The sequence below is a fragment of the Cupriavidus sp. 05L411 genome (genome assembly GCF_056398045.1).
This window is the reverse complement of sequence record NZ_JBFTOQ010000066.1, coordinates 1-24439: the sequence shown is the minus strand read 5'-3', so window position 1 is coordinate 24439 and position 24439 is coordinate 1. Positions and strand designations below refer to the sequence as shown.

Below are 24439 nucleotides of genomic sequence, written 5' to 3'. Positions count from 1 at the left end.
CAGTTGCCGATGGGATATGGCGTGTGCACTTCGGCCCCATTGCCATAGGATTGATTGATGAACGCCAGGCGAAGCAGCACTACCTGACAATCAAAGTGTTACCCATGTGAGTGAACTCGTTTGTTACCCATGTGGTTGATTCGTACACCCATACGGCCTCTGAACACCTCCACGGCTCGCTTCGCATCGCCGTGGGTGATTCCCGCCCGAAGGGGCGGGAATCACGGCTACCACAGTGGTTGATCTTGCTGCTGGTTGGCGCCCCTCTCCCACTTGTGGGAGAGGGGCCGGGGGAGAGGGCGGGCGCTTGCAAGGGCGCGAGCTCTTCCTGCTTCCGTACCGGCTGCCAGTATCACGCCACTCAGGGTGCGCCCTGATACACCCATTGCAACAGGGCGTCGTGGGCTTCGCGGGCTTGTGCTGCGTTGGCGTGGTTGATGTAGCTGACCACCACATAGCGGTCGCCGTTCAGCGCATCGACATAGCCGGCCAGCGCCCGGACGTCATTCAACGTTCCCGTTTTCATGTAGGCATTGCCGGCCGCGCCGGCGCGCGTCAGGCGGTTGCGCAGCGTGCCGTCCACGCCGAGGATCGGCAGCGAATCGATCAGCACCGGGCCGACTTCACTGGCCAGCGCTTGCTGCAGCAGCCGCGACATATCGTAGGCACTGATGCGTTCTTCACGCGATAGTCCGGAGCCGTTGTCCAGTACCAGGCCGGGCATGTCCAGCCCCTGGCGCGCCAGCCAGCGCTGCACCACCTTGGCCGAGCGGGTGGTGCTGGCCGGGCCGCTGCGATCCATCTCCGCGCCGATGGTCAGGTAAAGCTGGCGGGCCATCACATTGTTCGAGAACTTGTTGATGTCGCGCACGATTTCCGACAGGGGCTGGCCGTAGTGGCGTGCCAGCAGGAAGGCGTTGCGCGGGGCGCGGCCCATGCGCAGGGCTGGCTGGTGGGTGAAGCGGCCGCCGGCCAGTTGCCATTCGGCGACAAAGCCGCCCCAGGTGAATTCGTTGTGCGAGAGCGTGGCGATGTTGACCACGTGTTCGCCGCAGTCGGCGGCGTAGCTGCCGTCGAAGGAGGCCAGCACGGTGCCGTCGGGCTGTGGCGTGACGGCGGGGCGCGCGCGTGCCGACCAGTCGCCGCACTTGCCGTGGGACAGCGCCAGGCGGTTGTCGAGCTTGAGCTGCGCCAGCGCGGGCGTGACCGATACCGCGACCGACTGGTTGGCCGGGTCGGGCGTGATGGTAAACGACAGCGTCTTGAAGGCGTAGAGCAGCGCGTCGGGGCTGACGTTGTAGGCGCGCTGGGTTTCGCCATCGATGGTGGCGCCCTTGTCGATGGCGGAATCGAAGTAGCTGCGGTCCAGCACCAGGTCGCCGTTGATGGTGGTGGCGCCCGCGGTGCGGGCGCTGTTGACCAGCTTGGCCATTTCTTCCGGCACCAGCTTGGGGTCTCCATAGCCGCGCAGGTAGACGTTGCCGTTGACGGTGCCGTCGGCGCCTGGCTGGTTGTCGGCGTACAGCGCGGTCTGCCAGCGGTAGCCGGGGCCAAGCAGCTGGAGCCCGGCGAAGGTGGTGACCAGCTTCATGGTGGAAGCCGGGTTCATCGGCGTTTGCGCGTTCCAGCTTGCGCGGGGTGCCTGCGCGCCGACCTTGATCACGTAGAAGCTGGTGGCCGAGGCGGGCACATGCGCGCGCTTGAGCGCGGCCGTTACGCTGCCTGGCAGGCCTGAGCGCGGTTCGGCGGACTCGGCCGCGGCGTGGGTGGCCTTGGTCTTGTGAACGGGGGTCTTGGCGGCGGCGGTGCTCACGCCGCTGATGCACAGCAGCCCGGCGGCGCAAAGCGGCAGCAGGCTGTGAAGAATGGGGGAAGGGCGATTCGGCATGGTGCCCATGTTAACGCACGGGCCTGGGCGCGGATGACGCCGCCATTCGATTTCCGCAGGTTTTTCCGCAGAAAACCTGTCTAGTCTTCTGCGGCGTTTATGGGATCTGCCGAATGAGCCGAATGAGCCGAATGGGCCAAGTGGCCCGCGCCGATCGGCTGCGGCGGCGCGAGCTTTCCGAGCAGCGTGCGCAGCGTGTCTTGTTCCTGCGCCGACAATGCCCCCGCGACGCGCGCATCGTGCGCGCACACCGCGGCGGTGGCCGCTTCCAGCGTGCGCCGTCCCGCCGGGGTCAGCACCAGGCTGTAGGCGCGGCGATCGTGCGGCGCCGGGCGGCGCGCCACCAGCTTCATGTCTTCCAGCGCGTCGACCAGCAGCACCGCGCCCGAGCGCGCGATGCCCAGGATGCTGGCCAGCTCGGTCAGCTTGAGCAGCGGATTGCGCGAGACGATCACGAGCGCGGAGAAGCGCGGCGGCGTGATGTTCCACTGCGCCAGCGATTGCACGAAGTCTTCGTAGATACGGATCTGCGCGCGGCGGATGGCGTAGCCGACCAGGCCGTCCAGCACGCCGTAGTCGACGTTGGCGATATGCGGGTCGAATCCGCCGGGCGCATCGGCTGCCTGGCTGGCGCCGGCGGGATCGGGGGCGAGGGCGTCGCGGCTGCGCCGCGCTCGCGCCTTTGCTGTGGTCATGAGGCCTTGGCGTCGGTCGATGGATGTGGGGGGCGATGGCGGCCTGAAAAACCGGGCCGCCTATACGACGCGAAAATACCGCATTTCCACCCGGTCCGGATAGCGGGCGCCGGTGGCGACAAACAGGTGCTGCATGAGCCAGTCGTAGCCGGGCGCCGCCGTCTCGAAGCGGGGCGCGGTGCGGAAATAGATCAGGCGCGGGTCGACGATCTCGCCGCCGGCCAAGCGCGTAATCAGCTCGGCGGGGCCGCTGCGCACGCCGGCGTTGACGATGTAGATGCGCGCGCCGTCGTCGGTCTCCAGCACATAGCGGGCCTCGATGTCGGCCACGACGATGCCGTTGCCGGCGTCGTGGCGCACCAGCTGGAAGTCCGCGCCGCCGGGCAGGATGCGCCCTTGCAGGCGCGGCCCGGAAACGACGCCGTCGAGAATGGGGATGACCCGCCGGTTGCCCAGCGCGCTCGCACCCACCTCGGTGACCGGCGCCAGCCGGAAGCTGAAGTCCGCCACGTGCTCCAGCGTGGGTGTGGGCAGGGCGGCGATGGCAAAGGGCGCGGCGGGCGCGGTCATTTCAGCAGCTTCCAGTTGCCATTGTCGATGGTCAGCATCACGCGGCCGCGGGTGTCAAAGCCGAAATGATCCTGCGCGGTGTAGTTCAGCACGCCGTGCGACACCACGATATTGCGCTCGCTCTCCAGCGCGGTCTTGAGCGCGCGGCGGAATGCCGGTGTGCCCGGCTTGGCCTGCTTGAGCGCCACCGGCACGATGCGTTGCAGCACCAGGCCCGCATCGTAGGGGTGGGCGCCGAACTGGGTGCGGGTGTCGGGGCCGTACTGCTTCTCGTAGCGGCCCACGTAGTCCAGCCCCGGCTTCTTGGTGGCGGCGCTGTCCGGCAGCTGCTCGGCCACGATCACCGGCCCCGCGGGCAGGATGGAGCCGTTGACGGCTTTGCCGCCGATGCGGATCAGGTCCTTGGTGGCCGCGCCATGCGTGTGGTAGACCGGGCCCGCGTACCCGCGCTCGCGCAGCGTGGTGTGCGGCAGGGCCGCGCCGGTGCCGGCACCGGCGATCAGCACCGCGTCGGGGTGGGCGGCGATCAGCTTGAGCGTCTGCGCGGTCACGCTGGTGTCCGAGCGCGCATAGCGTTCGGTGGCCACCAGGCGCATGCCGCGCGCGGTGGCGGCGGTGGTGAACTCCTTGAGCCAGGTCTCGCCGTAGGCGTCGGCAAAGCCGATGAAGGCGATGGTCTTGATGCCTCTGGCGTGCGCCGCATCCGCCACGGCCTCGGCCATCAGCTTGACCGGCTGGGCCAGGCGATACGTCCATTCGCCGCGGCCGGGCTTGAGCTCGATCGGCGAGAAGGCCAGCTGCACGGTCTGGCTCTCGTCGGCGACTTCGGCAATCGCGATCGACGGCGCCACCGCCGACGAGCCGAGGATGATGTCGACCTTGTCCTCGCTGACGAAGCGGCGCGCCACCTTGGTGGCCTGGGTGGGATCGGAGCCGTCGTCCAGCACGATGTAGCGGATTTTCTCGCCGGCGATGGTCTCCGGCAGCAAGGGCATGCTGTTCTTCTGCGGGATGCCGAGCGAGGCCGAGGGGCCGGTCGACGCGATGCTGACGCCGACCGTCACGTCGGCAAGCGCGGGCGCGGCGCCAAGCGCGGCGGCTAGGCTGGCGGTGACGGCGAGCGCAAGGCGGCTGGCGGGCGTGGCAAGGCGGGTAAGGCGGGTAAGGCGTGTAGGGCGTGTAGGGCTGGGGCGCGGCACGATGTCTCCTTTTCTTCGAATAGCGCCGGCTTCTCAGGGCCGGTCGGGGGGCATGATACGACGGACTGGCGCAAGCACAGAGGCGCGCGGCCCGCTTAGCGCGGCGGCGCCTGCAGCGATTGCCGGTCGAAGCCGGCGAGCTGCTTGTAGCGCAGCGCGATCGCTTCGAGCTCGGTGCGCGGGATCACGGTTTCGATATCGCTGAAACCCTGCGGCGCGCGCTGCTCGGCCAGTTGCATGACCTGCTCGGGCCCGTTCATGCGGTTGCGCAGCACGATGGCCGCGGTGCGCGGAAGCCGTTCCGCTTCGTACTCGCGCAGCGCATGGCCGGTGCCGGAGGCGTCGCGCGGCGCGCCGTTGGCCAGGAGGCTGTCCATCAGGTAGCGCGCATCGAGGATGGCCTGCGCGCTGCCGTTGGAGCCGATCGGGTACATCGGGTGGGCGGCGTCGCCCAGCAGCGTCACGCGGTCGAAAGTCCAGCGCGGCAGCGTGTCCTTGTCGACCATGGGGAATTCGTAGATGGCCTGCGCGCCGTCGATCAGCGCGGGGATGTCGATCCAGTCCCAGCGCCAGTTCGCAAAGGCTTCGCGGAACACGGACTTGTCGACCTGCTTGTTCCAGTCGCTGCGCGGCGGGGTATCCGGCGCGCTGTCGGGCACGCGCAGCTCGGCAATCCAGTTGACCAGCGAGCGCCCCTGGCGGCGCAGCGGCTCGGAGATCGGGTAGGCCACGAACTTCTGGTCCTGGTGGCCCGCCATGAACATCGAGCTGCCATCCAGGTACGGCGGCGCCTCGGTGACGGCGCGCCACAGCGTGCGGCGCGAGAAGCGCGGCGCGTCGCCCTGCGGATAGAAGTGGCGGCGCACGGCGGAGTGAATGCCATCGGCACCCACCAGCACATCGGCCCGCGCCGTGACTTGCGCGTCGTCGCTGCGCCGGCGCAGCGTGAACTCCACGGGATCGCCCGCGCGCGCGCCAGTGCTCGCGACCGCTTCAAACGTATGGCCGGCATGCACGCGCTCGGCGCCCAGGCGCTCCACCACGGTGCGGTAGAGCAGCATCTGGAATTCGCCGCGATGGATGGAGAACTGCGGCTGGCCGTAGCCCGCCGCGCGCCCGCGCGGCTCGTGCCAGATGCGCTGGCCAAGCTTGTTGTAGTAGGACAGGGACGAGGTCTGCACCGCCAGCTCGGCCAGTGCATCGTGCAACCCCAGCTCGGACAGCTCGCGCACCGCGTGCGGCAGCAGGTTGATGCCCACGCCGAGCGGGCGCAGCGTCTCGCTGGCTTCCCAGACCTCGGCCTCGATGCCGTGCCGGTGGCAAAGCAGTGCCAGCGTCAGGCCGCCGATGCCGCCACCGGCGATCGCGATCTTCATGGTGTTGTCTCCACGGCTTGTTATGGAATTCCCGGGCCGCGCGGGTGCTCCATGCGGAGCCGGCGGCCACTGGCAATATTGTTATAGAGTATAACTAAATGCGTGAGGGCTTCAAGATCGGCGGCGTGCGGGGAAACCCGCAAGCAAGCGCCGCATGCACGTCCTGAGCACGGGATTTGTGGGAATCCGCTGACACGATGTTCGGCCAAGCCCCCGTTCCGCGGAGCGTCCGCGGGCCCCATAGTGAAAGTACCTGCCGCAAAGCATGGACCTTGCGGTAAACGCGACAACGATGCCTGGGTGCATTGCCAGGCGCAAAACAAATCCCAAAAGGAGCCTCATCATGCGTACCGTAACCCTGTCTATCCTGCTTGCCACCCTGCTGAGCGTGGCGGGCTGCGCCGACATGACGCCCAAGCAGCGCAATACCGCCATCGGCGCGGGTGTTGGCGGCGTGGCCGGCGCGGCACTGATCGGCGGCCCGGCGGCCACCATCGGTGGCGCGGCGCTGGGCGGTGTGGTTGGCAACGTGGCGACGCCCGAACGCCGGTAAGCAAACAGCAGCGGGGCGCAGCGCCAAGCGGCCCGCCACAAAACAAAAAGCGGATGCCATCGGCATCCGCTTTTGCTTTTTTACGCTAAGGGTCAGCAGGCAGACTTTACGACGGCCTTTCCGGCCTTCCCAGTCTTTCCGCCTTGCCCGGCGTTGGCCACCGGGAACACCGTGTCGTAGGCCCAGTTGTAGACGAACGCATAGACCACGTAGAAGGCTGCCAGGGCGATGTCCATGATGAAGGCATCGAAGAGACTCATGTCGAGATACCACGCCACCATCGGCAGGAACACCACCAGCAGGCCCAGTTCGAACAGGATGGCGTGGAGCACCCGCACGGCCACCGGCTTGCGCAGCTGCCCGGTGAACCGCAGCATGGCCTTGTCGAACAGCACGTTGTAGAGGTAGTTCCAGCCGGCGGCGATCAACGATGCCACCACGGCGAGGATGCCGATCTGGTGCAGGGCAAAGCCAAAGACCCAGCTGCCCACGGGCGCGACAATCAGCAAGCCGATCACTTCAAAGCCGATGGTGTGACGAATCCTGTCCTTGGTGCTGCGCATGATACTTCCTGTCTGGCGTGTGAATAGAGGGCATTCTATCGAGTATTCTGGGATGGTAAAGTTAGGTTCTATCGCTAAAAACGATGGATGGGCAACGGCCCGTCCCAAGGAATCGACATGAGCCTCTCGCTCGAACAACTACAGGCCTTTGCCGCGGCCGCCGAATGTGGCTCTTTCTCCGCAGCCGCGCGCCGGCTGGGCAAAGCCCAGTCGGTTGTCAGCGCTGCCGTGTCCAATCTCGAGATCGACCTGGGCAACCAGCTGTTCGACCGCGGCGGGCGCTATCCCACCCTGACCGCCGCGGGCGAACGCTTGCTGGCCGAGGCGCGCGTGATCCTGGAGCGTTGCGAGCATTTCCGTGGCGTGGCCAAGAGCTTGGGCGAGGGCGTGGAGAGCCGCCTGGTGCTGGYGGTGGACGAACTCTATCCGGAGGAAACCCTCGGCGTGATGCTGGAGGAGTTTTCCGCGCGCTTCCCGGCGGTGGAGCTGGAGTTGCTGTTTCCCTTGATGGAAGACGTCAGCCGGCTGGTGCTGGAGCGCTGCGCCGACCTGGGAATCATGTGGCGCCAGGAGGTGCTTCCGCCGGAGCTGGGTTTCCGCCGGAGCTGGGTTTCCGCGCGCTGGGCTGGGTGCCGATGCGGATCATCTGTGCCCCCGACCATCCGCTTGCGGACCAGCGCGTGGGCTGGGAGGAACTGAAGCGCTACCGGCAGCTGATGGTGGCCACCCGCACCGATAGCGAGGAAAAAATGCGGCTGCGCGTGGCCGCCGAAGTCTGGTGGGTGGAGAGCCAGTGGGTCATCGTTGAGCTGGTCAAGCGCCGGCTGGGCTGGGCCTTCGTGCCCTGGCACGTGGCGGCCAACTCGCCGGCGGGCACGCAACTGGTGTCGCCCGCGCTGGAGTTCGACGACCAGGACTGGCCGGTGGCGATGGAGCTGGTGTGGCACAAGCAGCGGCCACTCGGCAAGGCCGCCACCTGGCTCAAGGAGCGGGTGAGCAAGCAGACGCTGCCGCGTCCGGAGGTGCCCGCCCGGCCGTAGCCGATGTTGGCAAGCATCGGATCTATCGGATCTATCGGGTCAGCCCGAATTCCTTGGCCAGCGTGCTATAGCGCTGCACCGTTCGCTGCACATAGGTATCCAGGTCAGCGCCGCCCAGGTCGGCCGGGAACAGGCCCTGCTCCGCGCGCAGCCGGGCGAATGCCGGGCTGGCCTGCAGGCGTTCGAAGCGGCTGGCCCAGCGCTGGTAGTCGGCCTGCGCAACCTTGGGGCCCATGTAGAAGCCGCGCAGGATGGGCCAGACGATGTCGAAGCCCTGCTCGCGCGCGGTGGGCACGCTGGCCAGCCTGCCGGGCAGGCGCTGCGCCGCCAGCACGGCCAGGATGCGGATGCCGCCCGCGCCGAGCTGCATGGCGGCCTCCGATGCGTCGCCGGACACCGCCTGGACGTGCCCGCCCTGCAGTGCCGTGAAGGCCTCGCCGCCACCCTCGAAACCCACGAAGCGCATGCGCTTGTAGCCCACGCCGGCCTGCCGCGCCACCAGCGCGGCCTTCATCCAGTCCTGGTTGCCGATGGTGCCGCCGGCCCCGAACAGTACCTGGTCCGGATCCGACCTGAGCGCGGCCACCAGGTCCTTCAGGGTCTTGAAGGGCGAATCGGCGCGTACCGCTATCACGCCATAATCGGTGCCGAGCGCACCCACCCAGCGCACGTCCGCCGCGCCGTACTTGCCGAACTTGCCTTGGGCCAGCGCCAGGAGGGAGCCGTCTGAAAAGGCGACGATGGTGTCGGGCTCGGCGGGGCGTTGCGCCACGATGCTGTTGTAGGCCACCGCGCCGATGCCGCCCGGCACGTAGGCCAGCCGCATCGGCTGCTCGGTGAACCCGGCTTCGAGCAGCGCGCGCTGCGCCAGCTTGCAGGTCAGGTCGAAGCCGCCGCCGGGCTTGGCGGGCACGATGCATTCCGGCGCTGCGGCCGCCGGCCGCACGCAGGCGGCGGCGAGGGCAAGCGCCGCGCAGGCAAAGCGCAGGGCGGCCAGGACGTGGCGCATCGATTCTCCTCGGGGGGTGAGTGGACGGCAGACAGCTTACCGGGAAATCCCAAACAAATCCGCTGGCCGCCAATGCGAAAATCAGGCATAACAAAACGCCGCCAAGAAGCAGGAGAACACCCTTCCATGAGAGTACTGCTGGTCGAGGACCACGATGAACTGGCCACCTGGGTGATGCAAGCGCTGCGCGCGCTGCATTTCACCGTGGAGCGCGCGGCCGACGCGGCCAGTGCGGAATCCTTGCTGTTCAGCACGCACGCCGGCAGCGCGGGCGGGGCCGGCAGTGACTACGCGCTGGTGCTGCTGGACCTGACCCTGCCCGACCGCGACGGCCTGGACCTGCTCGCGCGCCTGCGCGCTCGCGGCTGCCGCGTGCCGGTGATGATCCTGACCGCGCGCGGCGAAGTAGGCGACCGGGTCAAGGGCCTGGACCTGGGTGCCGACGACTATATGGCCAAGCCCTTCGACCTGGCCGAGTTCGAGGCGCGCGTGAAGGCGCTGCTGCGCCGCGCGCGCCAGACCGAGGCGCCGCTGGTGGTGTGCGGCGGCCTGGGGTTCGATACGGTGTCGCGCCATTTCCAGGTGGGCGGCGTGCCGCTGGCGCTGACGCCGCGCGAGCATGCGGTGCTGGAGATCCTGATGACGCCGCCCGGCAAGACCGTCAGCAAGGACCGCATCTACGCCAGCATCTTCACCCTGGCCGACGACACCCAGCCGGATGTGATCGAGGTCTACGTGCATCGCCTGCGCCGCAAGCTCGAAGGCTCCGGCGCCGCCATCGTGACCTTGCGCGGGCTGGGCTACGTGCTGGAGCCCAGCGTTGGCTGAGCCGCGCAAGCGCGCCGCCAGCCTGCGCGCACGCCTGCTGTGGTGGCTGATCCCGCCCATGCTGGCGCTGCAGGCCGCGTACGGCGTGGTGGCTTACTCCAATGCGCTGGAATCCGCCGACCAGGCCTATGACCGTACCTTGCTGGCATCGGCGCGCAATATCTCCGAGCGCATCACGCTGACCCCCGAAGGCGTGCGCGTGGACGTGCCGTATATCTCGCTCGATACCTTCGAGGTGGGCATGAACGCCACCATGTTCTACCGCGTCAGCGGCGTGCATGGCGAGTTCGTCTCGGGCTACGACGACCTGCCGCCATTCGACGCCAGCCAGCCGCGCACCAAGCTGTATCCCGCACTGGTGAGCTTCTACGATCGCACCTATCGCGGCCAGCCGATCCGCATCGCCGCGCTGCGCCAGCCGGTGATGGACGCCAGCGGCACGCGCGGCGGCATGGCCTTGATCGAGGTGGGCGAGACGCTGGACTCACGCCAGGCGTTGACGCGCAACATCCTGTTCGATGTGCTGTGGGGCCAGCTGATGCTGGTGCTGGCCGCGGTGCTGGTGATCTGGCTGTTCACGCGGCGCGCGCTGGCGCCGCTCGATGCGCTACGCGAAGCCGTGGCGCAACGCCAGCCCGGCGCCACCACGCCGCTGCCGCTCGACAGCGCCCCGCGCGAGACCGCGCCGCTGGTGGAGGCCATGAACGGCTACATGGCGCGGCTGGAACAGGTGCTCGCCGCACAGCGCCGCTTTATCGCCGACGCGGCGCACCAGCTGCGCACGCCGCTAGCCGTGCTGCACACGCAGGCCCAGCTGGCCGCGCGCGAGCGCGATCCCGACGAGCAGCGGCGCATCGCGCAGGGCCTGGCCGACAGCACCGCGCGCATGGCCGCGCTGGCCGAGCGCCTGCTGTCGATGGCGCGCGCCGCGCACGGCGGGGCCGAGGCGCCGCGCGCGCTGGACCTCGCGGCGTTGGTGAGGGAGGTCTGCCTTGAGCTCACGCCCGCCGCGCGTGCGCGCCGCATCGACCTGGGCTTCGAAGGCGAGGGCGCGCAGCCAGTGCGCGGCACCGATCTGCTGCACGAACTGGTGACCAACCTGGTCGACAACGCGCTGCGCTATACGCCATCGGGCGGCATGGTCACGGCGCGTGTCTTGCGCGCGGGCGAGGCGGTGGTACTGGAAGTGGAGGACGACGGCCCCGGCATTCCCGCCGCGGAACGCGCGGCGGTGCTGGAGCCGTTTTACCGCGGCAAGGCGGCGGGTTTGAAGGCGCCCGGTGAGGCGGCTCCCACTGGCTCGGGGCTTGGCCTGACCATCGTGCGCGACATTGCAGTGGCGCATGGCGCGTCGCTGGCGCTGCTGGATGGTGCGCAGGGCAGGGGCCTGCTGGTGCGGGTGCGCTTCGCGCCGGCATAGGGCGGCGCGAAGGCTCCCGCCACTCTCTGCTATTTGCTATTTGCGATCTGCTATTGCGTTGCCGAGCCGCCGGGCGCTGTGCCAGCCGGCGCGGTATTCGACGCGCTATCCGTCTCGATATGCCAACCGCCGCCCAGCGCCTTGATCAACACCGCGCTGGTCGTGTACTGGCGGCCTACGATGGTCAAGTAGGTGCGCTCCGCCGTGTAGGCGGTGGTCTGCGCGGTCAGTACGTCCAGCAGGCTGGCGGTGCCAGCGCGGTAACGGTTGTTGACCAGGGCCAGCGCATCGCGCGCCGAACGCAGCGCGTCGTTCTGCACCATGCCTTCCTGCTCCAGCAGTCGCGCGCCGGCCAGGTTGTCCTCGACCTCCTGGAACGCGGCGAGCACCGTCTGGCGGTAGTTGGCCACGGTCTGGTCGTAGGCCGCCACCGCCTGCGCCTTGGCCGCGCTGCGCAGGCCACCGTCAAACAGCGTGCCGGCCAGCGCCGGGCCGATCGACCACACGCGGTCCGGCAGCGACAGCCAGCGCGCCAGCGTGGCGGCGGAAAGCCCGCCGGTGGCCGACAGCGACAGCGTCGGGTAATAAGCCGCCTGGGCTACGCCAATCTGTGCGTTGGCCGCGGCCATGCGGCGCTCGGCCGCGCCGATATCGGGCCGGCGTTCCAGCAGCGCCGACGGCACCGCGATAGGCACGCGCGGCACGGCGGCGGCATAGTCCTGCGGCGCGATGGAGAGGTCGGCCGGTGGCTTGCCAGTCAGGATGGCGATGGCGTGCTCGAGCTGCGCGCGCGTGATCTGGATATCGATCTGCTGCGCCTGCGCGGATTTGAGCTGGGTCTCGGATTGCAGCACGTCGGAGCGCTGGGCGGTGCCGGCTGCGTACTGGTTGCGTACCAGTTGCAGTGACTTCTCGTAGTCGACTACGGTGCGGTCAAGCAAGGCCTTCTGCTGGTCGGCGATGCGCAGCAGGAAATAGCTCTGCGCCAGCGTGGACTGGGTCGACAGCAAGGTCGAAGCCAGGTCGGACTGGCTGGCCTGCGCGTTGGCTTCGCTGCTCTCCACCTGCCTGCGCACGCGGCCCCACACATCGATTTCCCAGCTGGCCGACAGCGTGGCGTTCTGGCTGTTGCCGATCAGGCCGCTGCTGCCGCTCGCGCGGCTCAGCCCGGCCGATGCGCCCACCGTGGGGAAGTAGCCGGCGCGCGCCGATTGCAGCGCGGCCAGCGCTTGCCGGTACTGCGCCTCGGCCGCCTTGATGTTCTGGTTGGATACCTGCACCTGCGACATCAGCGTGTCGAGTGCCGGATCGCTGAACACCGCCCACCAGTTGCTGCGCGCGCTGGCATCCTGCGGCTCGGCCGGTTTCCACGTGCCCCACTGCGAGGTGTCGGCGGGTGCTTCCTTGAAGGCCGGGGTGGTGGGCGCGTCCGGCCGCTTGTAGTCGGGACCCACGGCGCAGCCGCCCAACAGCAGGGCGCAGGCTACCGTCAGCACGGTCGCGGGGACGGAGAGGGCAGGGGGGCGAAGAAAAGCGTTCATGGATCGCATTCAGGGTTCGAGGCTGACCGTGGCTGGAGGCACGGCGGAGCGGCGCTGGCGCCAGGCTTTCACCTTCAGGCGCCAGCGGTCCAGCGTCAGGTACACCACGGGCGTCGTGTACAGCGTCAGCAACTGGCTGACCACCAGCCCGCCGACGATGGAGATGCCCAGCGGCGCGCGCAGCTCGGCGCCATCGCCGTGGCCGATCGCCAGGGGTATCGCGCCCAGCAGGGCGGCCATGGTGGTCATCAGGATCGGGCGGAAACGCAGCAGGCAGGCGCGGTAGATGGCGTCATGCGGCGACAGGCCCTCGCGCCGCTCGGCGTCGATGGCGAAGTCGATCATCATGATGGCGTTCTTCTTGACGATGCCGATCAACAGGATCACGCCAATCAGCGCGATGATGCTGAAGTCCGTGCCCGAGGCCAGCAGCGCCAGCAGCGCGCCCACGCCGGCCGACGGCAGCGTGGACAGGATGGTGAGCGGATGCACATAGCTCTCGTACAGCATGCCGAGCACGATATAGATGGTGATCAGCGCGGCCAGGATCAGCAGCGGCTGGCTCTTGAGCGAATCCTGGAAGGCCTTGGCGCTGCCCTGGAAGTTGGCCTGCAGCGTTTCTGGCACGCCAATGCGCGCCATCGCATCCTTGACCATGTTGGTCGCCTGCGATAGCGAGACGCCCTCGGCCAGGTTGAAGGAGATGGTGGAGGCCGCGAACTGGCCCTGGTGATTGACGCCCAGCGGCGTGCTGGTGGGCGCGAAGTGCGCGAAGGCCGACAGCGGCACCCGCTTGCCGCCGCCAGTGACCACATAGATATCCTGGAGCGCATGCGGGCCTTCCAGGTACTCGGGGCTGAGCTCCATCACCACCCGGTACTGGTTGAGCGGATTGTAGATGGTGGACACCAGGCGCTGGCCGAAGGCATCGTTGAGCACCGCATCGATCTGCTGCGCGGAGACGCCGAGCTTGGACGCGGTGTCGCGGTCGATGATCACCGAGGTCTGCAAGCCCTTGTCGTTGGTGTCGGTGTCGACGTCTTCCAGCCCCTTGAGGTTGGAGATGGCCGCGCGCACCTTGGGCTCCCACTCGCGCAATACGTCGAGATCGTCCGACTGCAGCGTGAACTGGTAGGCCGAGCTGCTCTGGCGCCCGCCAATGCGGATGTCCTGCACCGAGGTCAGGAACAGGCTCGCGCCGGGTTCCTTGGCGAGCTTGACGCGCAGGCGCGCCACGATGGCATCGGCGGATTCGCGCTCGGCAATCGGCTTGAGCGTGACGAACATCTGGCCGGTATTGCGTTGCGAGCCGCCGGTGAAGCCGGTGACATTGACCACCGCCGGGTCGGACTGCACGATCTTGATGAAGTTATCCAGCTTGGGGCGCATGGCCTGGAACGAGGTGGCCTGGTCGGCGCGGATAAAGCCGATCAGGCGCCCGGTATCCTGCTGCGGGAAGAAACCCTTGGGCACGATCGTGTAGAGCCAGACATTGAGACCGATGGTGGCCAGCAGCACCAGCCACACCAGCCTGCTATGGCGTAGCGCTACCGCCAGCGTGCGTGAGTACCCGTCGTGCATCCAGGTGAACACGCGTTCGCTGGCGCGGTAGAGGCGGCCCTGGCGCTCGGGGCGCACCGGCTTGAGCAGGCGCGCGCACATCATCGGCGTGGCCGTGAGCGAGACCACCAGCGACACCAGGATCGACACCGACAAGGTGATGGCGAACTCCTGGAACAGCCGCCCGACGATGCCGCCCATCATCAGCAGCGGGATAAACACCGCGATCAGCGACAAGCTCATCGACAGCACCGTGAAGCCAACTTCGCGCGAGCCCTTGAGCGCGGCTTCGAGCGGCTTCATGCCTTCCTCGATGTGTCGCGAGATGTTCTCCAGCACCACGATGGCGTCATCCACCACGAAGCCGGTGGCGACCGTGAGCGCCATCAGCGACAGGTTGTTGAGCGAGAAGCCGGCCAGGTACATCACCGAGAAGGTACCGATCAGCGACACCGGCACCGCCACACTAGGGATCAGCGTGGCGCGCACATTGCGCAGGAACAGGAACACCACCATGATCACCAGCGCCACCGAGATCATCAGGGTGTGCTCCACCTCGCGCAGCGAGCCGCGGATGGTGGGGGTACGGTCCATCATCACTTCCATCTTGATGGCGGACGGGATCATCTGCTGCAGCGACGGCAGCATCTCGGTGACGCGGTCCACCGTCTCGATGATGTTGGCGCCGGGCGAGCGGTTGAGCACCAGCAGCACCGAGGGCTGGCCGTTGGCGGAGCCGGCGTTGCGGATGTCCTGCACCGAGTCGGTTACCCGCGCCACGTCCGACAGCCGGATCGGCACCGCGAAGGAGTTCGGGCCGCCGCTGTTGCTGTTGCCGCCGGTGGCGCCCGTGGTAATGGTGGTGGTGCCGCTGCTGGTGGTCAGCGTGGTGGTGGTGACGCCGTTGACGGTCTTGGTGCTCACGCCGCCGCCCGCGGTGGCGTTGGCCGTGCTGGCGATCAGCGCACCGGCCGAGGCCGACGAGTAGGTGCCCGGCGTGGCGTAGCGGATGATCAGCGGCATGTAGTCCACCGCCTTCATGGCCTGGTCGTTGGCGTAGACCTGCCAGTTGGTGGTGGTGTTTTCGAGCGAACCGAGCGGACGGTTGGCGTTGGTGGCGCTGATGGTGTTGCGCACATCCTCCAGCGAGACACCATACTTGTTGAGCGCCGTGGGGTTGAGCTCCACCCGCACCGCCGGCAGCGACGAGCCGCCGATGGTGACCTGGCCCACGCCCTCGATCTGCGACATCTTCTGCGCCAGGATGGTCGAGGCCGCATCGTAGAGCTGGCCGCGCGTCATGGTGGGCGAAGTCAGCGCGATGATCATGATCGGCGCATCGGCCGGGTTGACCTTGCGGTACGTCGGGTTGCTCGGCAGGCTGGTGGGCAGCGTGGCGCGCGAGGCATTGATGGCAGCCTGCACGTCGCGCGCGGCGCCGTCGATGTCGCGCGAGAGCTCGAACTGCATCGTGATGCGGGTCGAGCCCAGCGAACTGCTGGAGGTGATCTCGGTGACGCCGGCAATGGCGCCCAGGGCGCGCTCCAGCGGCGTGGCCACGGTAGCGGCCATGGTCTCGGGGCTGGCGCCGGGCAGCGAGGCGGACACCGAGATGGTGGGGAAATCCACCTGCGGCAGCGGCGACACCGGCAGCAGCCGCAGCGCCGCCAGCCCCGCCAGCAGGATGCCGATGGTCAGCAGCGCGGTGGCAACCGGGCGATGGATGAAAGTGGCCGACAGGTTCATTACGGCCTCGGCTCCGGAGCGTGCCCGGCTTCATTGCCACCTGCGCTGCCACCTGCGCCGCCACCCGTGTCGTCGCCAAACCGGCGCTGGCGCCAGGCTTTCAGGCGCGTCGCCACGCTGTCGAACGCCAGGTAGATCACCGGCGTGGTGAACAGCGTCAGCACCTGGCTGACCAGCAGGCCGCCCACCATGGTGATGCCCAGCGGSCGRCGCAGYTCCGAGCCGATGCCGGTGCCCAGCATCAGCGGCAGCGCCGCCAGCAGGGCCGCCATGGTGGTCATCAGGATGGGGCGCAAGCGCAGCAGGCAGGCCTGGAAGATCGCCTCGCGCGGCGCCATGCCGCCCTCGCGCTCGGCCTCGAGCGCGAAGTCGATCATCAKGATGSCGTTCTTCTTGACGATACCGATCAGCAGGATGATGCCGATGATCGCGATGATACCCAGGTCCTGGCCCGAGACCAGCAGCGCCAGCAGCGCGCCCACGCCGGCCGAGGGCAGGGTGGAGAGGATGGTCACGGGATGGATGGTGCTCTCATAGAGCACACCCAGCACGATGTACATCGTGATCACCGCGGCCAGGATCAGCCACAGCGTGTTGGACAGCGAAGCGCGGAAGGCCAGCGCGGCGCCCTGGAAGTCAGTCTGCATCGAGATTGGCAGGCCGATTTCCTGCTCCACCTTGGCGATCTTGTCGACCGCGGCGCCGAGCGATTCGCCCGGTGCCAGGTTGAACGAGATGGTGGCGGAGGGGAACTGGCCCTGGTGGTTGATCACCAGCGGCCCCGTGCGCTCGCTGATGCGCGCGAACGCGCCCAGCGGCACCTGCCCACCGGAGGAGGAGGGCAGGCGCAGCTCCGCCAGCGACTGCGGATCGGTGCGGAACTGCGGCATGGCCTCCAGTACCACCCGGTACTGGCTCGCCTGCGTGAAGATGGTCGACACCAGGCGCTGGCCGAAGGCGCTGTACAGCGCGCTGTCGATCACCGCGGTGGTGATGCCAAAGCGCGCCGCGGCGTCGCGGTCGATATCCACATAGGCGCGCAGGCCGTTGTTCTGCTGGTCGCTGGCCACGTCGCGCAGCTCCGGCTCCAGCTTCAGGCGCTCGACCAGTCTCGGCACCCACGTGCCCAGCGTGGTGGGGTCCGGGTCCTGCACGGTGAACTGGTATTGCGTGCGTGCCACGCGGTCCTCGATGGTCAGGTCCTGCACCGGCTGGGTGTAGAGCGAAACCCCGCCGAGCTTGTCGACCGCGGCCTGCAGGCGGCGCGTCACGTCCTCGATGGAGTCGCTGCGCTGATCCTTGGGCTTCAGGTTGATCAAGAGGCGCCCGGCGTTGAGCGTGGTATTGGTGCCGTCGACCCCGACGAAGGAGGACAGGCTCTCCACCGCCGGGTCTTCCAGCACCACCTTGGCCACGGCCTGCTGCTTCGCTGCCATGGCGGGGAACGAGGTGGTCTGGGAGGCTTCGGTAATGCCCTGGATCACGCCGGTGTCCTGCACCGGGAAGAAGCCCTTGGGCACCAGCATGTACAGCAGCACGGTCAGCACCATGGTGCCGACGGCGACCAGCAAGGTGAGTTTCTGGCGGTCCAGCACCCATTCCAGCGCGCGGCCGTAGCGGTCGATCACGTTGTCGAAGAAGCGGCCGGTGGCGCGGTGAAAGCGCGAGAGCTTCTCTTCGGGCACATGGTGCAGCAGGCGCGCGCACATCATCGGCGTGAGCGTCAGCGAGACCACCGCCGAGATCAGGATCGACACCGCCAGCGTGATGGCGAACTCGCGGAACAGGCGCCCGACCACATCGCCCATGAACAGCAGGGGGATCAGCACGGCCACCAGCGAGAACGTCAGCGAGATGATGGTGAAGCCGATCTGCTTGGACCCCTTGAGCGCCGCCTCCATGGGCGAATCGCCCTTCTCGATGTAGCGCATGATGTTCTCGATCATCACGATCGCATCGTCSACCACGAAGCCGGTGGCRATGGTCAGTGCCATCAGCGTSAGGTTGTTGATCGAGAAGCCCGCCAGGTACATCACGCCGAAGGTGCCCACCAGCGACAGCGGCACCGCCACGCCCGGGATGATGGTGGCCGGCACGTTGCGCAGGAAGACGAAGATCACCATCACCACCAGCGCGACCGCCAGCAGCAGCTCGAACTCCACGTCGCGCACCGAGGCGCGGATGGTGGTGGTGCGGTCGGTCAGCAACTGCACCTTGACCGAGGCCGGCAGCGCGTTCTGCAATTGCGGCAACAGGGCCTTGATGCGGTCCACCACCTCGATCACATTGGCGCCGGGCTGGCGCTGGATGCTCAGCACGATGGCCGGCTTGTCGTTGGCCCAGGCCGCCAGGCGGCTGTTCTCGGGCCCGTCGACGATGTTGGCCACGTCGGTGATGCGGATCGGCGCGCCGTTCTGGTAGCCGACGATGATCTGGCGGTACTCGTCGGCGGACTTGAGCTGGTCGTTGGCGTCGATGGTGGAGGCGCGCGCGGGGCCGTCGAAGCTGCCCTTGGCGCCGTTGACGTTGGCGCTGCCGATCGCCGTGCGCAGGTCATCGATCGACATGCCGAGCGCGGCCAGCGCGGTCGGGTTGGCCTGGACGCGCACTGCCGGGCGCTGCCCGCCGCTGATGCTCACCAGCCCCACGCCCTGCAGCTGCGAGATCTTTTGCGCCACGCGGGTGTCCACCATGTCCTGCAGCTTGGGCAGCGGCATGGTGTCGGACGTCATGGCCAGCGTCATGATCGGCGCGTCGGCCGGGTTGACCTTGCTATACACCGGCGGCATCGGCAGGTCCGCCGGCAGCAGGTTGCCGCCGGCGTTGATGGCGGCCTGTACCTCTTGCTCGGCCACGTCCAGCGACAGCGTGAGCTCGAACTGCAGCGTGATCACCGAGGCGCCGCCCGAGGACGACGACGACATCTGCTTGAGGCCCGGCATCTGGCCGAACTGGCGCTCCAGCGGTGCCGTGATGGACGAAGTCATCACATCCGGGCTGGCGCCCGGATACAGCGTGGTGACCTGGATGGTCGGGTAGTCGACCTCCGGCAGCGCCGACAGCGGCAGCAGCTTGAAGGCCACCAGGCCCGACAGCAGGATGGCGACCATCAGCAGCGCGGTGGCGACCGGCCGCTCGATGAACAGGCGTGAGGGATTCATGCTGGGTCCTTACTGCGGCCGCTGGGGCGCCGCGCCCGCCGGGGCGCCAGCGCTGCCGCCGCTATCCGTTGCCGCCGCGCTTGCGCCGTCGCGGTGACGCCGCCCTTCACCGTGCGCACCCGAGGCACCCGGCACGCCGGAGGCGCCGGCCGCGCCGCTGGCGCCACCATCGCGGCGCCGTCCGCGCCCGCGCGGCGCGCTGGCCGGTACCAGCGCGGCGGCGCGCGCCGCCGGGTCCACGGTTTCCACCGTCATGCCTTCCTTGAGCCGGTCGGCACCGTCGACCACCACGCGCTGGCCGGGCTGCAGGCCCTTGGTCACCACGGTGCGATCGCCGTCGCTCGTGCCGAGCGTGACCACCTGGACCTTGACCTTGCTGCTGTCGTCCACCACATAGACAAAGGTGCCTTGCTGGCCGCGCTGGATCGCCGCCACCGGTACCACGGTGGCGTCCTCGATCGTGTCCACCTTGGTGCGCATGTTGACGAACTGGTTCGGGAACAGCAGGCCGTCCTGGTTCTGGAAGATCGCCTTGAGCTTGACCGTGCCGGTGGTGGTGTCGATCTGGTTGTCGGTGGTCAGCAGCGTGCCATCGGCCAGGCGGTTGCGGGCCTGGCGGTCCCAGGCCTGGACGGGAATGGTCTCGCCCGCGTGCAGCCGCTTGAGCACCGACGGCAGGTTGTCTTCAGGAATGGTGTAGAGCACCGCGATCGGCTGGATCTGGGTGATCAGGGCGATGCCGTTGGTGTCGCTGGTGCTGATGATATTGCCCGGGTCGACCTGGCGCAGGCCGATGCGGCCGGAGGCCGGCGCGATGATGCGGGTGTAGCCCAGTTGCAGGCGGGCGCTGTCCACGTTGGCCTGGTCGGTCTTGACCACGCCTTCATATTGGCGCACCAGGGCGTCCTGGGTGTCTACCTGCTGGCTGGAGATGGAGTCCTGGCCGAGCAGGGTGCGGTAGCGCTTCTGGTCCAGGCGGGCGTTTTCCAGCAAGGCGCGGTCGCGCGCCAGCGTGCCCACGGCCTGGTCCAGCGTGGCCTGGAACGGGCGTGGGTCGATCTCGGCAAGCACGTCGCCGGCCTTGACCATCTGGCCCTCCTTGAACAGGACCTTGAGCAGAGGCCCCGACACCTGGGCCCGCACGGTCACATTGGCCACGGGCGTGACATTGCCCAAGCCGTTGAGGATGACGTCCATATTACGCTTGGCCACGGTGCTGACCACCACCGGCGAGCGCTGGCCGCCGGGACCCCCAGGGCCAGCGGGGCCACCGGCGCCACTGGGGCCGCCACGGCTGCCGTTAGCGCCACCGGGCGCGCCCGCGGCGCCGGCGGCGGGCGTACGATGCTTGTACCAATACCAGCCGCCGCCGGCCAGCAGCAGGATCAGCGCGGCGGCGATCAGTTTGCGGCGGCGCGAGGCAGCCTTGGGCGGCGGTGGCAGCTTAGCCGGTTGATGTTCTTCGGGGTTGGCCATGACCGGATCCTGGGAGCGACGCGTCAACAAAGAGGCGTTCGAACGATTTTCGGGGTATGAGAGGCAGAAGTATGCCGCAACGCCGTCGGCACGTGCCGCTGGCAGCACGTGGCTTCATGCGCGGCTTGATGCGCGATGACGCGCTGGCCGGGCGGCGTCGGGCGGGGCCGTCCTGACCAGCGACCGCCGGCAACGGCAACATAAGCGAAGCATAATGCGCCTTGGCGGCGCCCATGTTTCAGCGCGGGCGGCCAATCTTACAGATCATTACCAGCAGCCCGGGTGTAATGCCCTGAAACAATTCGCCCGGATTGCCGCGCCCAGCCTAGCTATCATCTGCCTATGCGAGCCAATCAGCCTACCCAGATCCTCGTCGTGGACGACGACCCCGAACTCCGCGACCTGCTGCGCGAATACCTCACCCAGCAGGGTTTTGCCGTGTCCGTGCTGCACGACGGCGAAGGCTTGCAGGCGCGCCTGGAGCGCGAGCGCCCCGCTCTGGTCGTGCTCGACCTGATGATGCCCAAGGTGGATGGGCTGACCGCATTGCGCAACCTGCGCGCCAAGAACGACGACATTCCCGTGATCCTGCTCACCGCGCGCAGCGACGAGATCGACCGCATCGTCGGGCTGGAGATCGGCGCGGACGACTATCTCGGCAAGCCATTCTCGCCGCGCGAGCTGCTGGCGCGGATCAACGCCGTGCTGCGCCGCAAGCTGGCCCGCCCCGCGGCCGCACCGGAAGACCGCGAGGGGATGGCCTTCGGGCCGTTCCGCGTCAACTTCCGCCAGCGCTCGCTGGTGCGCAGCGGCGACCCGGTGGCGATCAGCGATACCGAGTTCGCGCTGCTCAAGCTGCTGTTGATGCACCCGCTTGAAGTGCTGTCGCGAGAGCGCATCGTGGAGCTGATGTACGGCACCGCGAGCGGCATCAGCGACCGCGGCATCGACGTCCAGGTCTGGCGCCTGCGCCGCCTGCTGGACGAAGACGCCCAGCGGCCCCGCTACATCCAGACGGTACGGGGGCGCGGTTATACCTTCGTGCCCGATGAAGCTGAAGACATCCCCCAATGAAGCTGCGCATCGATACGCTGTTCGGACGCATCGCGCTGCTGATCGCAGCGGTGCTGGTGCTGAGCCATTTCTCCTGGCTCGCCATCCTGCGCATGGATCGCCGCCAGCAGCAGGTGGATTACTCCGTCGAGCAGATGATGTTCCAGTTCGAGAGCATCCAGCGCGCGCTTGCCGCTCAGCCGCCCATCAAGCTGCCAAGCCTGGTGGAGGTGGCCAGCGAGGCCAGCGCGGCCGAGCACACCGTGGCGGCCAAGGGCCGCGCGCGCCGGCTGGTCGAGCAGTTTTCTCAGCGCATGCCGCCTGGGACCCAGGTACGGCTCGAGGAGGACCAGACTACGCGCATCTGGGTCAAGCTGCCGCACCGGCAGGACTGGATCGCGATGCCGGCGCTGTGGGTGGTCAACCCACCACCCGACAACCGCCTGCTGCCTGGCGTGATCCTGGTGGTCGGCGTAGCCATGGCCGTGGCCTTGCTGATTGCCTGGCAGATCCAGCGCCCGGTGCGCGACATGGCCGCCGCGGCCGAGCAGCTGTCGCGCCAGCACACCGTCAAGCCGCTGCGTGAGCGCGGCCCGCACGAGCTGCGCCAGTTGATCGTGCGCTTCAACCGCATGATGGCTGACCTGACCCGCATCGACCAGGAGCGCAATACGATGCTTGCCGGCATCGCCCACGATCTCAAGACGCCGCTGGCGCGGTTGCGGCTGCGCGCCGAGATGCTGGCCGACCCCAAGGCCGCGGCCGGCGTCACGCGCGATGTCGAGTCCATGTCCGCCATCGTCGAGCAGTTCCTGACCTTTGCCCAGAGCGGCGAACCCGTGGCGCGGCCGGTGCCGGTCGATCGCCGCATCGGCGAGCTGGCCGCCTCGCTGGCCGAGCAGGACAAGTCAGTGGAGGTCTCGCTGATGGCAGGCGAGGGCTTCCGCATGATCGCCACCCAGCTCGACCGTATCGTCGGCAATCTGGTCGACAACGCCTATGCCTACGGGGCGGCGCCGGTGCTGCTCAGCACCTCGCGCCAGGCCGATGGCTGGCACATGGTGGTGGAGGACCACGGCGAAGGCATTCCGCCGGATGCCATGGAAAAGGTCACCCTGCCGTTCGTGCGGCTGGACCCGGCGCGCGGCGGCAATGCGCACTCGGGCCTGGGCCTGGCCATCGTCGACCGGCTGGTGCGCCAGGCGGGCGGCCGCCTGGTGCTGGCAAACCGGGACGAGGGCGGCTTGCGGGTGGAAATGGTGTTTCCGTTCGCGGCGCTGGCACAGGCGGCCTGAGCGCCGGCCGCAGGCCGCCGCACGGCGGCGTCCCGGCTCGTATCAGATCTGGAACACATTCAGGCGGTTTTCCCCTGCGCGGGGGTTGCCGGCTGACGCCATGGCCACGCGGGCCATATGCCGGCTTGCGTGGTACGCAGCTTGCTGCGAGTAGTTGCTCTGTGCGCTTTGGCAACGCGTAGCGCCAATCCAGTTGATCAGGAGACGCACCATGGCAACTTTCGTCACGCTTCTCAACTTCACCGACCAGGGAATCCGTACCGTCAAGGACACAACCAAGCGCGCCGCGTCTGTTCGCGAAATGGCGAAGGCAAGCGGCATCGAAATGAAAGATATTTTCTGGACGCTCGGGCAATATGACCTGGTAGCGACCTTTAGCGCGCCTGACGAGGCCACCATGACCGCATTCGGCCTGGCCCTGGGCATGGCGGGCAACGTCCGCAGCCAGACGCTGCGTGCCTTCTCCGCTGACGAGATGAACGGCATCCTCAGCAAGCTGCCGTAGCCACTTGCCAGCCGGCATAAAAAAGCCCGCATCATCGTGCGGGCTTTTTACTGTCTGACCCGCTCAGGCGCCGGGCGCCTTTTTCTTCTCGCCGATGCGGCTTTCCTTGCCGGCCAGCAGCTTCTCGATGTTGGCGCGGTGCCGCACCACCAGCAGCACGCTGATCGCGAATACCGCGCCGGCGATCACGTCCACACCCGACATCAGGACGTAGAAGAAAGGCGCAAAGACCGCCGACACCAGCGCCGCCAGCGACGAGTAGCGGAAGAAGAAGGCCACGATCAGCCAGGTCGCCATCGTGCCCGCGCCCAGCAACGGGTCGATGGCAAACAGGATGCCGGCCGCGGTGGCCACGCCCTTGCCGCCCGCAAAGCGGAAGAACACCGGGAACAGGTGGCCCAGGAACACCGCCACCGCCACCAGCGCGATGCCCGTGTCGTCGACGCCGTACGCCGGGCCGAAGCGCTGCGCCAGCCAGACCGCCAGCCAGCCCTTCAGGGCATCGCCGATCAGCGTCAGGATGGCGGCCTTCTTGTTGCCGCTGCGCAGCACGTTGGTGGCACCAGGGTTGCCGGAGCCATAGGTGTGCGGATCGGGCAGGCGCATGGCCTTGCTGACCACGACGGCAAAGGAAATGGAGCCGATCAGGTAGGCGGCTAGTGCGAAGATCAGATTGGCCATGTGGGAATTGGGGGTTTGAGGCTGGCGGGATTGTAGCGTGGAAGGGGGGGTGGGGGGCTTTGAGGGTGGTGGTGCTTTTGTGGGCGGTGTTGGCTTTTGGGCCCAAGGGCCATACGACATTGCCCTTTTAGTGCAGTGGTCTAATTTCCTCGGACAGGTCGATAGGGTGACAATCCATATCGACGAGGAAACAGATGACAAGACAACGCCGACAATTTGATGCCAGCTTCAAGCTGGAAGTAGTACGGATGGTGAAAGACCAGGGGCTATCGGTGGGCGA

The 24439-nt window shown here is 67.8% G+C and carries 19 protein-coding genes and 1 pseudogene; 7 read left to right on the top strand and 13 right to left on the bottom strand.

Going from position 1 to position 24439, the window contains the following annotated elements; all coding sequences use genetic code 11:
- Positions 1–361: 361 nt before the first annotated feature.
- The 5 genes from dacB to AC1DQR_RS37355 form a co-directional block, all read right to left on the bottom strand.
- Positions 362–1897, bottom strand: a complete 1536-nt coding sequence (dacB, locus tag AC1DQR_RS37375; protein ID WP_416047679.1) for a D-alanyl-D-alanine carboxypeptidase/D-alanyl-D-alanine endopeptidase — start codon at positions 1895–1897, stop codon at positions 362–364.
- 71 nt (positions 1898–1968) lie between these two features.
- Positions 1969–2583: a MarR family winged helix-turn-helix transcriptional regulator gene (locus AC1DQR_RS37370; RefSeq protein ID WP_416047680.1), complete on the bottom strand. Its 615-nt coding sequence runs from the start codon at positions 2581–2583 to the stop codon at positions 1969–1971.
- Between the two features lie 60 nt (positions 2584–2643).
- Entirely contained in the window at positions 2644–3153 is a 510-nt protein-coding gene (locus tag AC1DQR_RS37365) for a DUF3237 domain-containing protein (protein ID WP_416047681.1), read from the bottom strand.
- The gene (locus tag AC1DQR_RS37360; RefSeq protein ID WP_477134863.1) at positions 3150–4352 is read right to left on the bottom strand and encodes an ABC transporter substrate-binding protein; all 1203 of its coding nucleotides are present in this window, start codon (positions 4350–4352) and stop codon (positions 3150–3152) included. Before AC1DQR_RS37360 ends, AC1DQR_RS37365 begins: the two co-directional genes overlap by 4 nt.
- Positions 4353–4447: 95 nt before the next feature.
- Positions 4448–5728 (bottom strand): flavin-dependent oxidoreductase, encoded by a 1281-nt coding sequence (locus AC1DQR_RS37355; protein WP_416047682.1) that lies wholly within the window; start codon positions 5726–5728, stop codon positions 4448–4450.
- Positions 5729–6071: 343 nt separating this feature from the next.
- On the opposite strand from AC1DQR_RS37355, the gene AC1DQR_RS37350 reads away from it, so the two are divergent.
- Positions 6072–6281, top strand: coding sequence for a hypothetical protein (locus tag AC1DQR_RS37350; RefSeq protein WP_150992709.1), 210 nt, complete (start codon positions 6072–6074; stop codon positions 6279–6281).
- A 92-nt stretch (positions 6282–6373) separates the two neighbouring features.
- Here AC1DQR_RS37350 and AC1DQR_RS37345 read toward each other — a convergent pair whose 3' ends face one another.
- Complete coding sequence (locus AC1DQR_RS37345; protein WP_477134862.1) at positions 6374–6844, bottom strand: PACE efflux transporter; 471 nt, start codon at positions 6842–6844, stop codon at positions 6374–6376.
- A 117-nt stretch (positions 6845–6961) separates the two neighbouring features.
- Here AC1DQR_RS37345 and AC1DQR_RS37340 point away from each other — a divergent pair.
- Positions 6962–7884, top strand: a pseudogene (locus AC1DQR_RS37340) (LysR family transcriptional regulator).
- Positions 7885–7915: 31 nt separating this feature from the next.
- On the opposite strand, the gene AC1DQR_RS37335 reads toward AC1DQR_RS37340, so the two are convergent.
- Positions 7916–8893 carry a tripartite tricarboxylate transporter substrate binding protein gene (locus AC1DQR_RS37335; protein WP_477134861.1) on the bottom strand — a complete coding sequence of 326 codons (978 nt, stop codon included), beginning with the start codon at positions 8891–8893 and terminating at the stop codon, positions 7916–7918.
- Between the two features lie 126 nt (positions 8894–9019).
- On the opposite strand from AC1DQR_RS37335, the gene AC1DQR_RS37330 reads away from it, so the two are divergent.
- Together AC1DQR_RS37330 and AC1DQR_RS37325 are read left to right on the top strand one after the other, a co-directional pair.
- Positions 9020–9721 (top strand): response regulator, encoded by a 702-nt coding sequence (locus tag AC1DQR_RS37330; RefSeq protein ID WP_183033479.1) that lies wholly within the window; start codon positions 9020–9022, stop codon positions 9719–9721.
- Positions 9714–11141 carry a sensor histidine kinase gene (locus tag AC1DQR_RS37325; protein ID WP_416047687.1) on the top strand — a complete coding sequence of 476 codons (1428 nt, stop codon included), beginning with the start codon at positions 9714–9716 and terminating at the stop codon, positions 11139–11141. Before AC1DQR_RS37330 ends, AC1DQR_RS37325 begins: the two co-directional genes overlap by 8 nt.
- 50 nt (positions 11142–11191) lie before the next feature.
- On the opposite strand, the gene AC1DQR_RS37320 is transcribed toward AC1DQR_RS37325, so the two are convergent.
- The 4 genes from AC1DQR_RS37320 to AC1DQR_RS37305 are packed head-to-tail and all read right to left on the bottom strand — an operon-like array spanning position 11192 to position 20625.
- The gene (locus tag AC1DQR_RS37320) at positions 11192–12682 is read right to left on the bottom strand and encodes an efflux transporter outer membrane subunit (protein WP_416047688.1); all 1491 of its coding nucleotides are present in this window, start codon (positions 12680–12682) and stop codon (positions 11192–11194) included.
- 9 nt (positions 12683–12691) lie between these two features.
- Positions 12692–15988, bottom strand: coding sequence for an efflux RND transporter permease subunit (locus tag AC1DQR_RS37315; RefSeq protein WP_477134860.1), 3297 nt, complete (start codon positions 15986–15988; stop codon positions 12692–12694).
- On the bottom strand, positions 15988–19149 hold the full coding sequence (locus AC1DQR_RS37310; protein WP_477134859.1) for an MdtB/MuxB family multidrug efflux RND transporter permease subunit: 3162 nt from the start codon (positions 19147–19149) through the stop codon (positions 15988–15990). Before AC1DQR_RS37310 ends, AC1DQR_RS37315 begins: the two co-directional genes overlap by 1 nt.
- 9 nt (positions 19150–19158) lie before the next feature.
- Entirely contained in the window at positions 19159–20625 is a 1467-nt protein-coding gene (locus AC1DQR_RS37305; RefSeq protein WP_416047690.1) for an MdtA/MuxA family multidrug efflux RND transporter periplasmic adaptor subunit, read from the bottom strand.
- Positions 20626–20967: 342 nt separating this feature from the next.
- Between AC1DQR_RS37305 and AC1DQR_RS37300 the strand changes: the two genes are divergently transcribed.
- Entirely contained in the window at positions 20968–21699 is a 732-nt protein-coding gene (locus AC1DQR_RS37300; RefSeq protein ID WP_477134858.1) for a response regulator, read from the top strand.
- The gene (locus AC1DQR_RS37295) at positions 21696–22973 is read left to right on the top strand and encodes an ATP-binding protein (RefSeq protein WP_183033485.1); all 1278 of its coding nucleotides are present in this window, start codon (positions 21696–21698) and stop codon (positions 22971–22973) included. Before AC1DQR_RS37300 ends, AC1DQR_RS37295 begins: the two co-directional genes overlap by 4 nt.
- Before the next feature lie 42 nt (positions 22974–23015).
- On the opposite strand, the gene AC1DQR_RS37290 is transcribed toward AC1DQR_RS37295, so the two are convergent.
- Positions 23016–23186 (bottom strand): hypothetical protein, encoded by a 171-nt coding sequence (locus AC1DQR_RS37290; protein WP_477134857.1) that lies wholly within the window; start codon positions 23184–23186, stop codon positions 23016–23018.
- On the opposite strand from AC1DQR_RS37290, the gene AC1DQR_RS37285 reads away from it, so the two are divergent.
- Complete coding sequence (locus tag AC1DQR_RS37285) at positions 23185–23478, top strand: GYD domain-containing protein (RefSeq protein ID WP_477134856.1); 294 nt, start codon at positions 23185–23187, stop codon at positions 23476–23478. The genes AC1DQR_RS37290 and AC1DQR_RS37285 overlap by 2 nt on opposite strands.
- Before the next feature lie 63 nt (positions 23479–23541).
- Here AC1DQR_RS37285 and plsY read toward each other — a convergent pair whose 3' ends face one another.
- On the bottom strand, positions 23542–24159 hold the full coding sequence (plsY, locus tag AC1DQR_RS37280) for a glycerol-3-phosphate 1-O-acyltransferase PlsY (protein WP_183033486.1): 618 nt from the start codon (positions 24157–24159) through the stop codon (positions 23542–23544).
- Positions 24160–24439: the final 280 nt, after the last annotated feature.

Excerpts from the sequence above, each read along its gene's own strand:
- AC1DQR_RS37320 (WP_416047688.1), bottom strand. The coding sequence starts at position 12,682 with ATGAACGCTTTTCTTCGCCCCCCTGCCCTCTCCGTCCCCGCGACCGTG.
- AC1DQR_RS37300 (WP_477134858.1), top strand. The coding sequence starts at position 20,968 with ATGCGAGCCAATCAGCCTACCCAGATCCTCGTCGTGGACGACGACCCC.
- AC1DQR_RS37295 (WP_183033485.1), top strand. The coding sequence starts at position 21,696 with ATGAAGCTGCGCATCGATACGCTGTTCGGACGCATCGCGCTGCTGATC.
- AC1DQR_RS37355 (WP_416047682.1), bottom strand. The coding sequence starts at position 5,728 with ATGAAGATCGCGATCGCCGGTGGCGGCATCGGCGGCCTGACGCTGGCA.
- AC1DQR_RS37285 (WP_477134856.1), top strand. The coding sequence starts at position 23,185 with ATGGCAACTTTCGTCACGCTTCTCAACTTCACCGACCAGGGAATCCGT.
- AC1DQR_RS37290 (WP_477134857.1), bottom strand. The coding sequence starts at position 23,186 with ATGGTGCGTCTCCTGATCAACTGGATTGGCGCTACGCGTTGCCAAAGC.
- AC1DQR_RS37330 (WP_183033479.1), top strand. The coding sequence starts at position 9,020 with ATGAGAGTACTGCTGGTCGAGGACCACGATGAACTGGCCACCTGGGTG.
- AC1DQR_RS37350 (WP_150992709.1), top strand. The coding sequence starts at position 6,072 with ATGCGTACCGTAACCCTGTCTATCCTGCTTGCCACCCTGCTGAGCGTG.
- AC1DQR_RS37305 (WP_416047690.1), bottom strand. The coding sequence starts at position 20,625 with ATGGCCAACCCCGAAGAACATCAACCGGCTAAGCTGCCACCGCCGCCC.
- AC1DQR_RS37335 (WP_477134861.1), bottom strand. The coding sequence starts at position 8,893 with ATGCGCCACGTCCTGGCCGCCCTGCGCTTTGCCTGCGCGGCGCTTGCC.
- AC1DQR_RS37365 (WP_416047681.1), bottom strand. The coding sequence starts at position 3,153 with ATGACCGCGCCCGCCGCGCCCTTTGCCATCGCCGCCCTGCCCACACCC.
- AC1DQR_RS37315 (WP_477134860.1), bottom strand. The coding sequence starts at position 15,988 with ATGAACCTGTCGGCCACTTTCATCCATCGCCCGGTTGCCACCGCGCTG.
- dacB (WP_416047679.1), bottom strand. The coding sequence starts at position 1,897 with ATGGGCACCATGCCGAATCGCCCTTCCCCCATTCTTCACAGCCTGCTG.
- plsY (WP_183033486.1), bottom strand. The coding sequence starts at position 24,159 with ATGGCCAATCTGATCTTCGCACTAGCCGCCTACCTGATCGGCTCCATT.
- AC1DQR_RS37370 (WP_416047680.1), bottom strand. The coding sequence starts at position 2,583 with ATGACCACAGCAAAGGCGCGAGCGCGGCGCAGCCGCGACGCCCTCGCC.
- AC1DQR_RS37345 (WP_477134862.1), bottom strand. The coding sequence starts at position 6,844 with ATGCGCAGCACCAAGGACAGGATTCGTCACACCATCGGCTTTGAAGTG.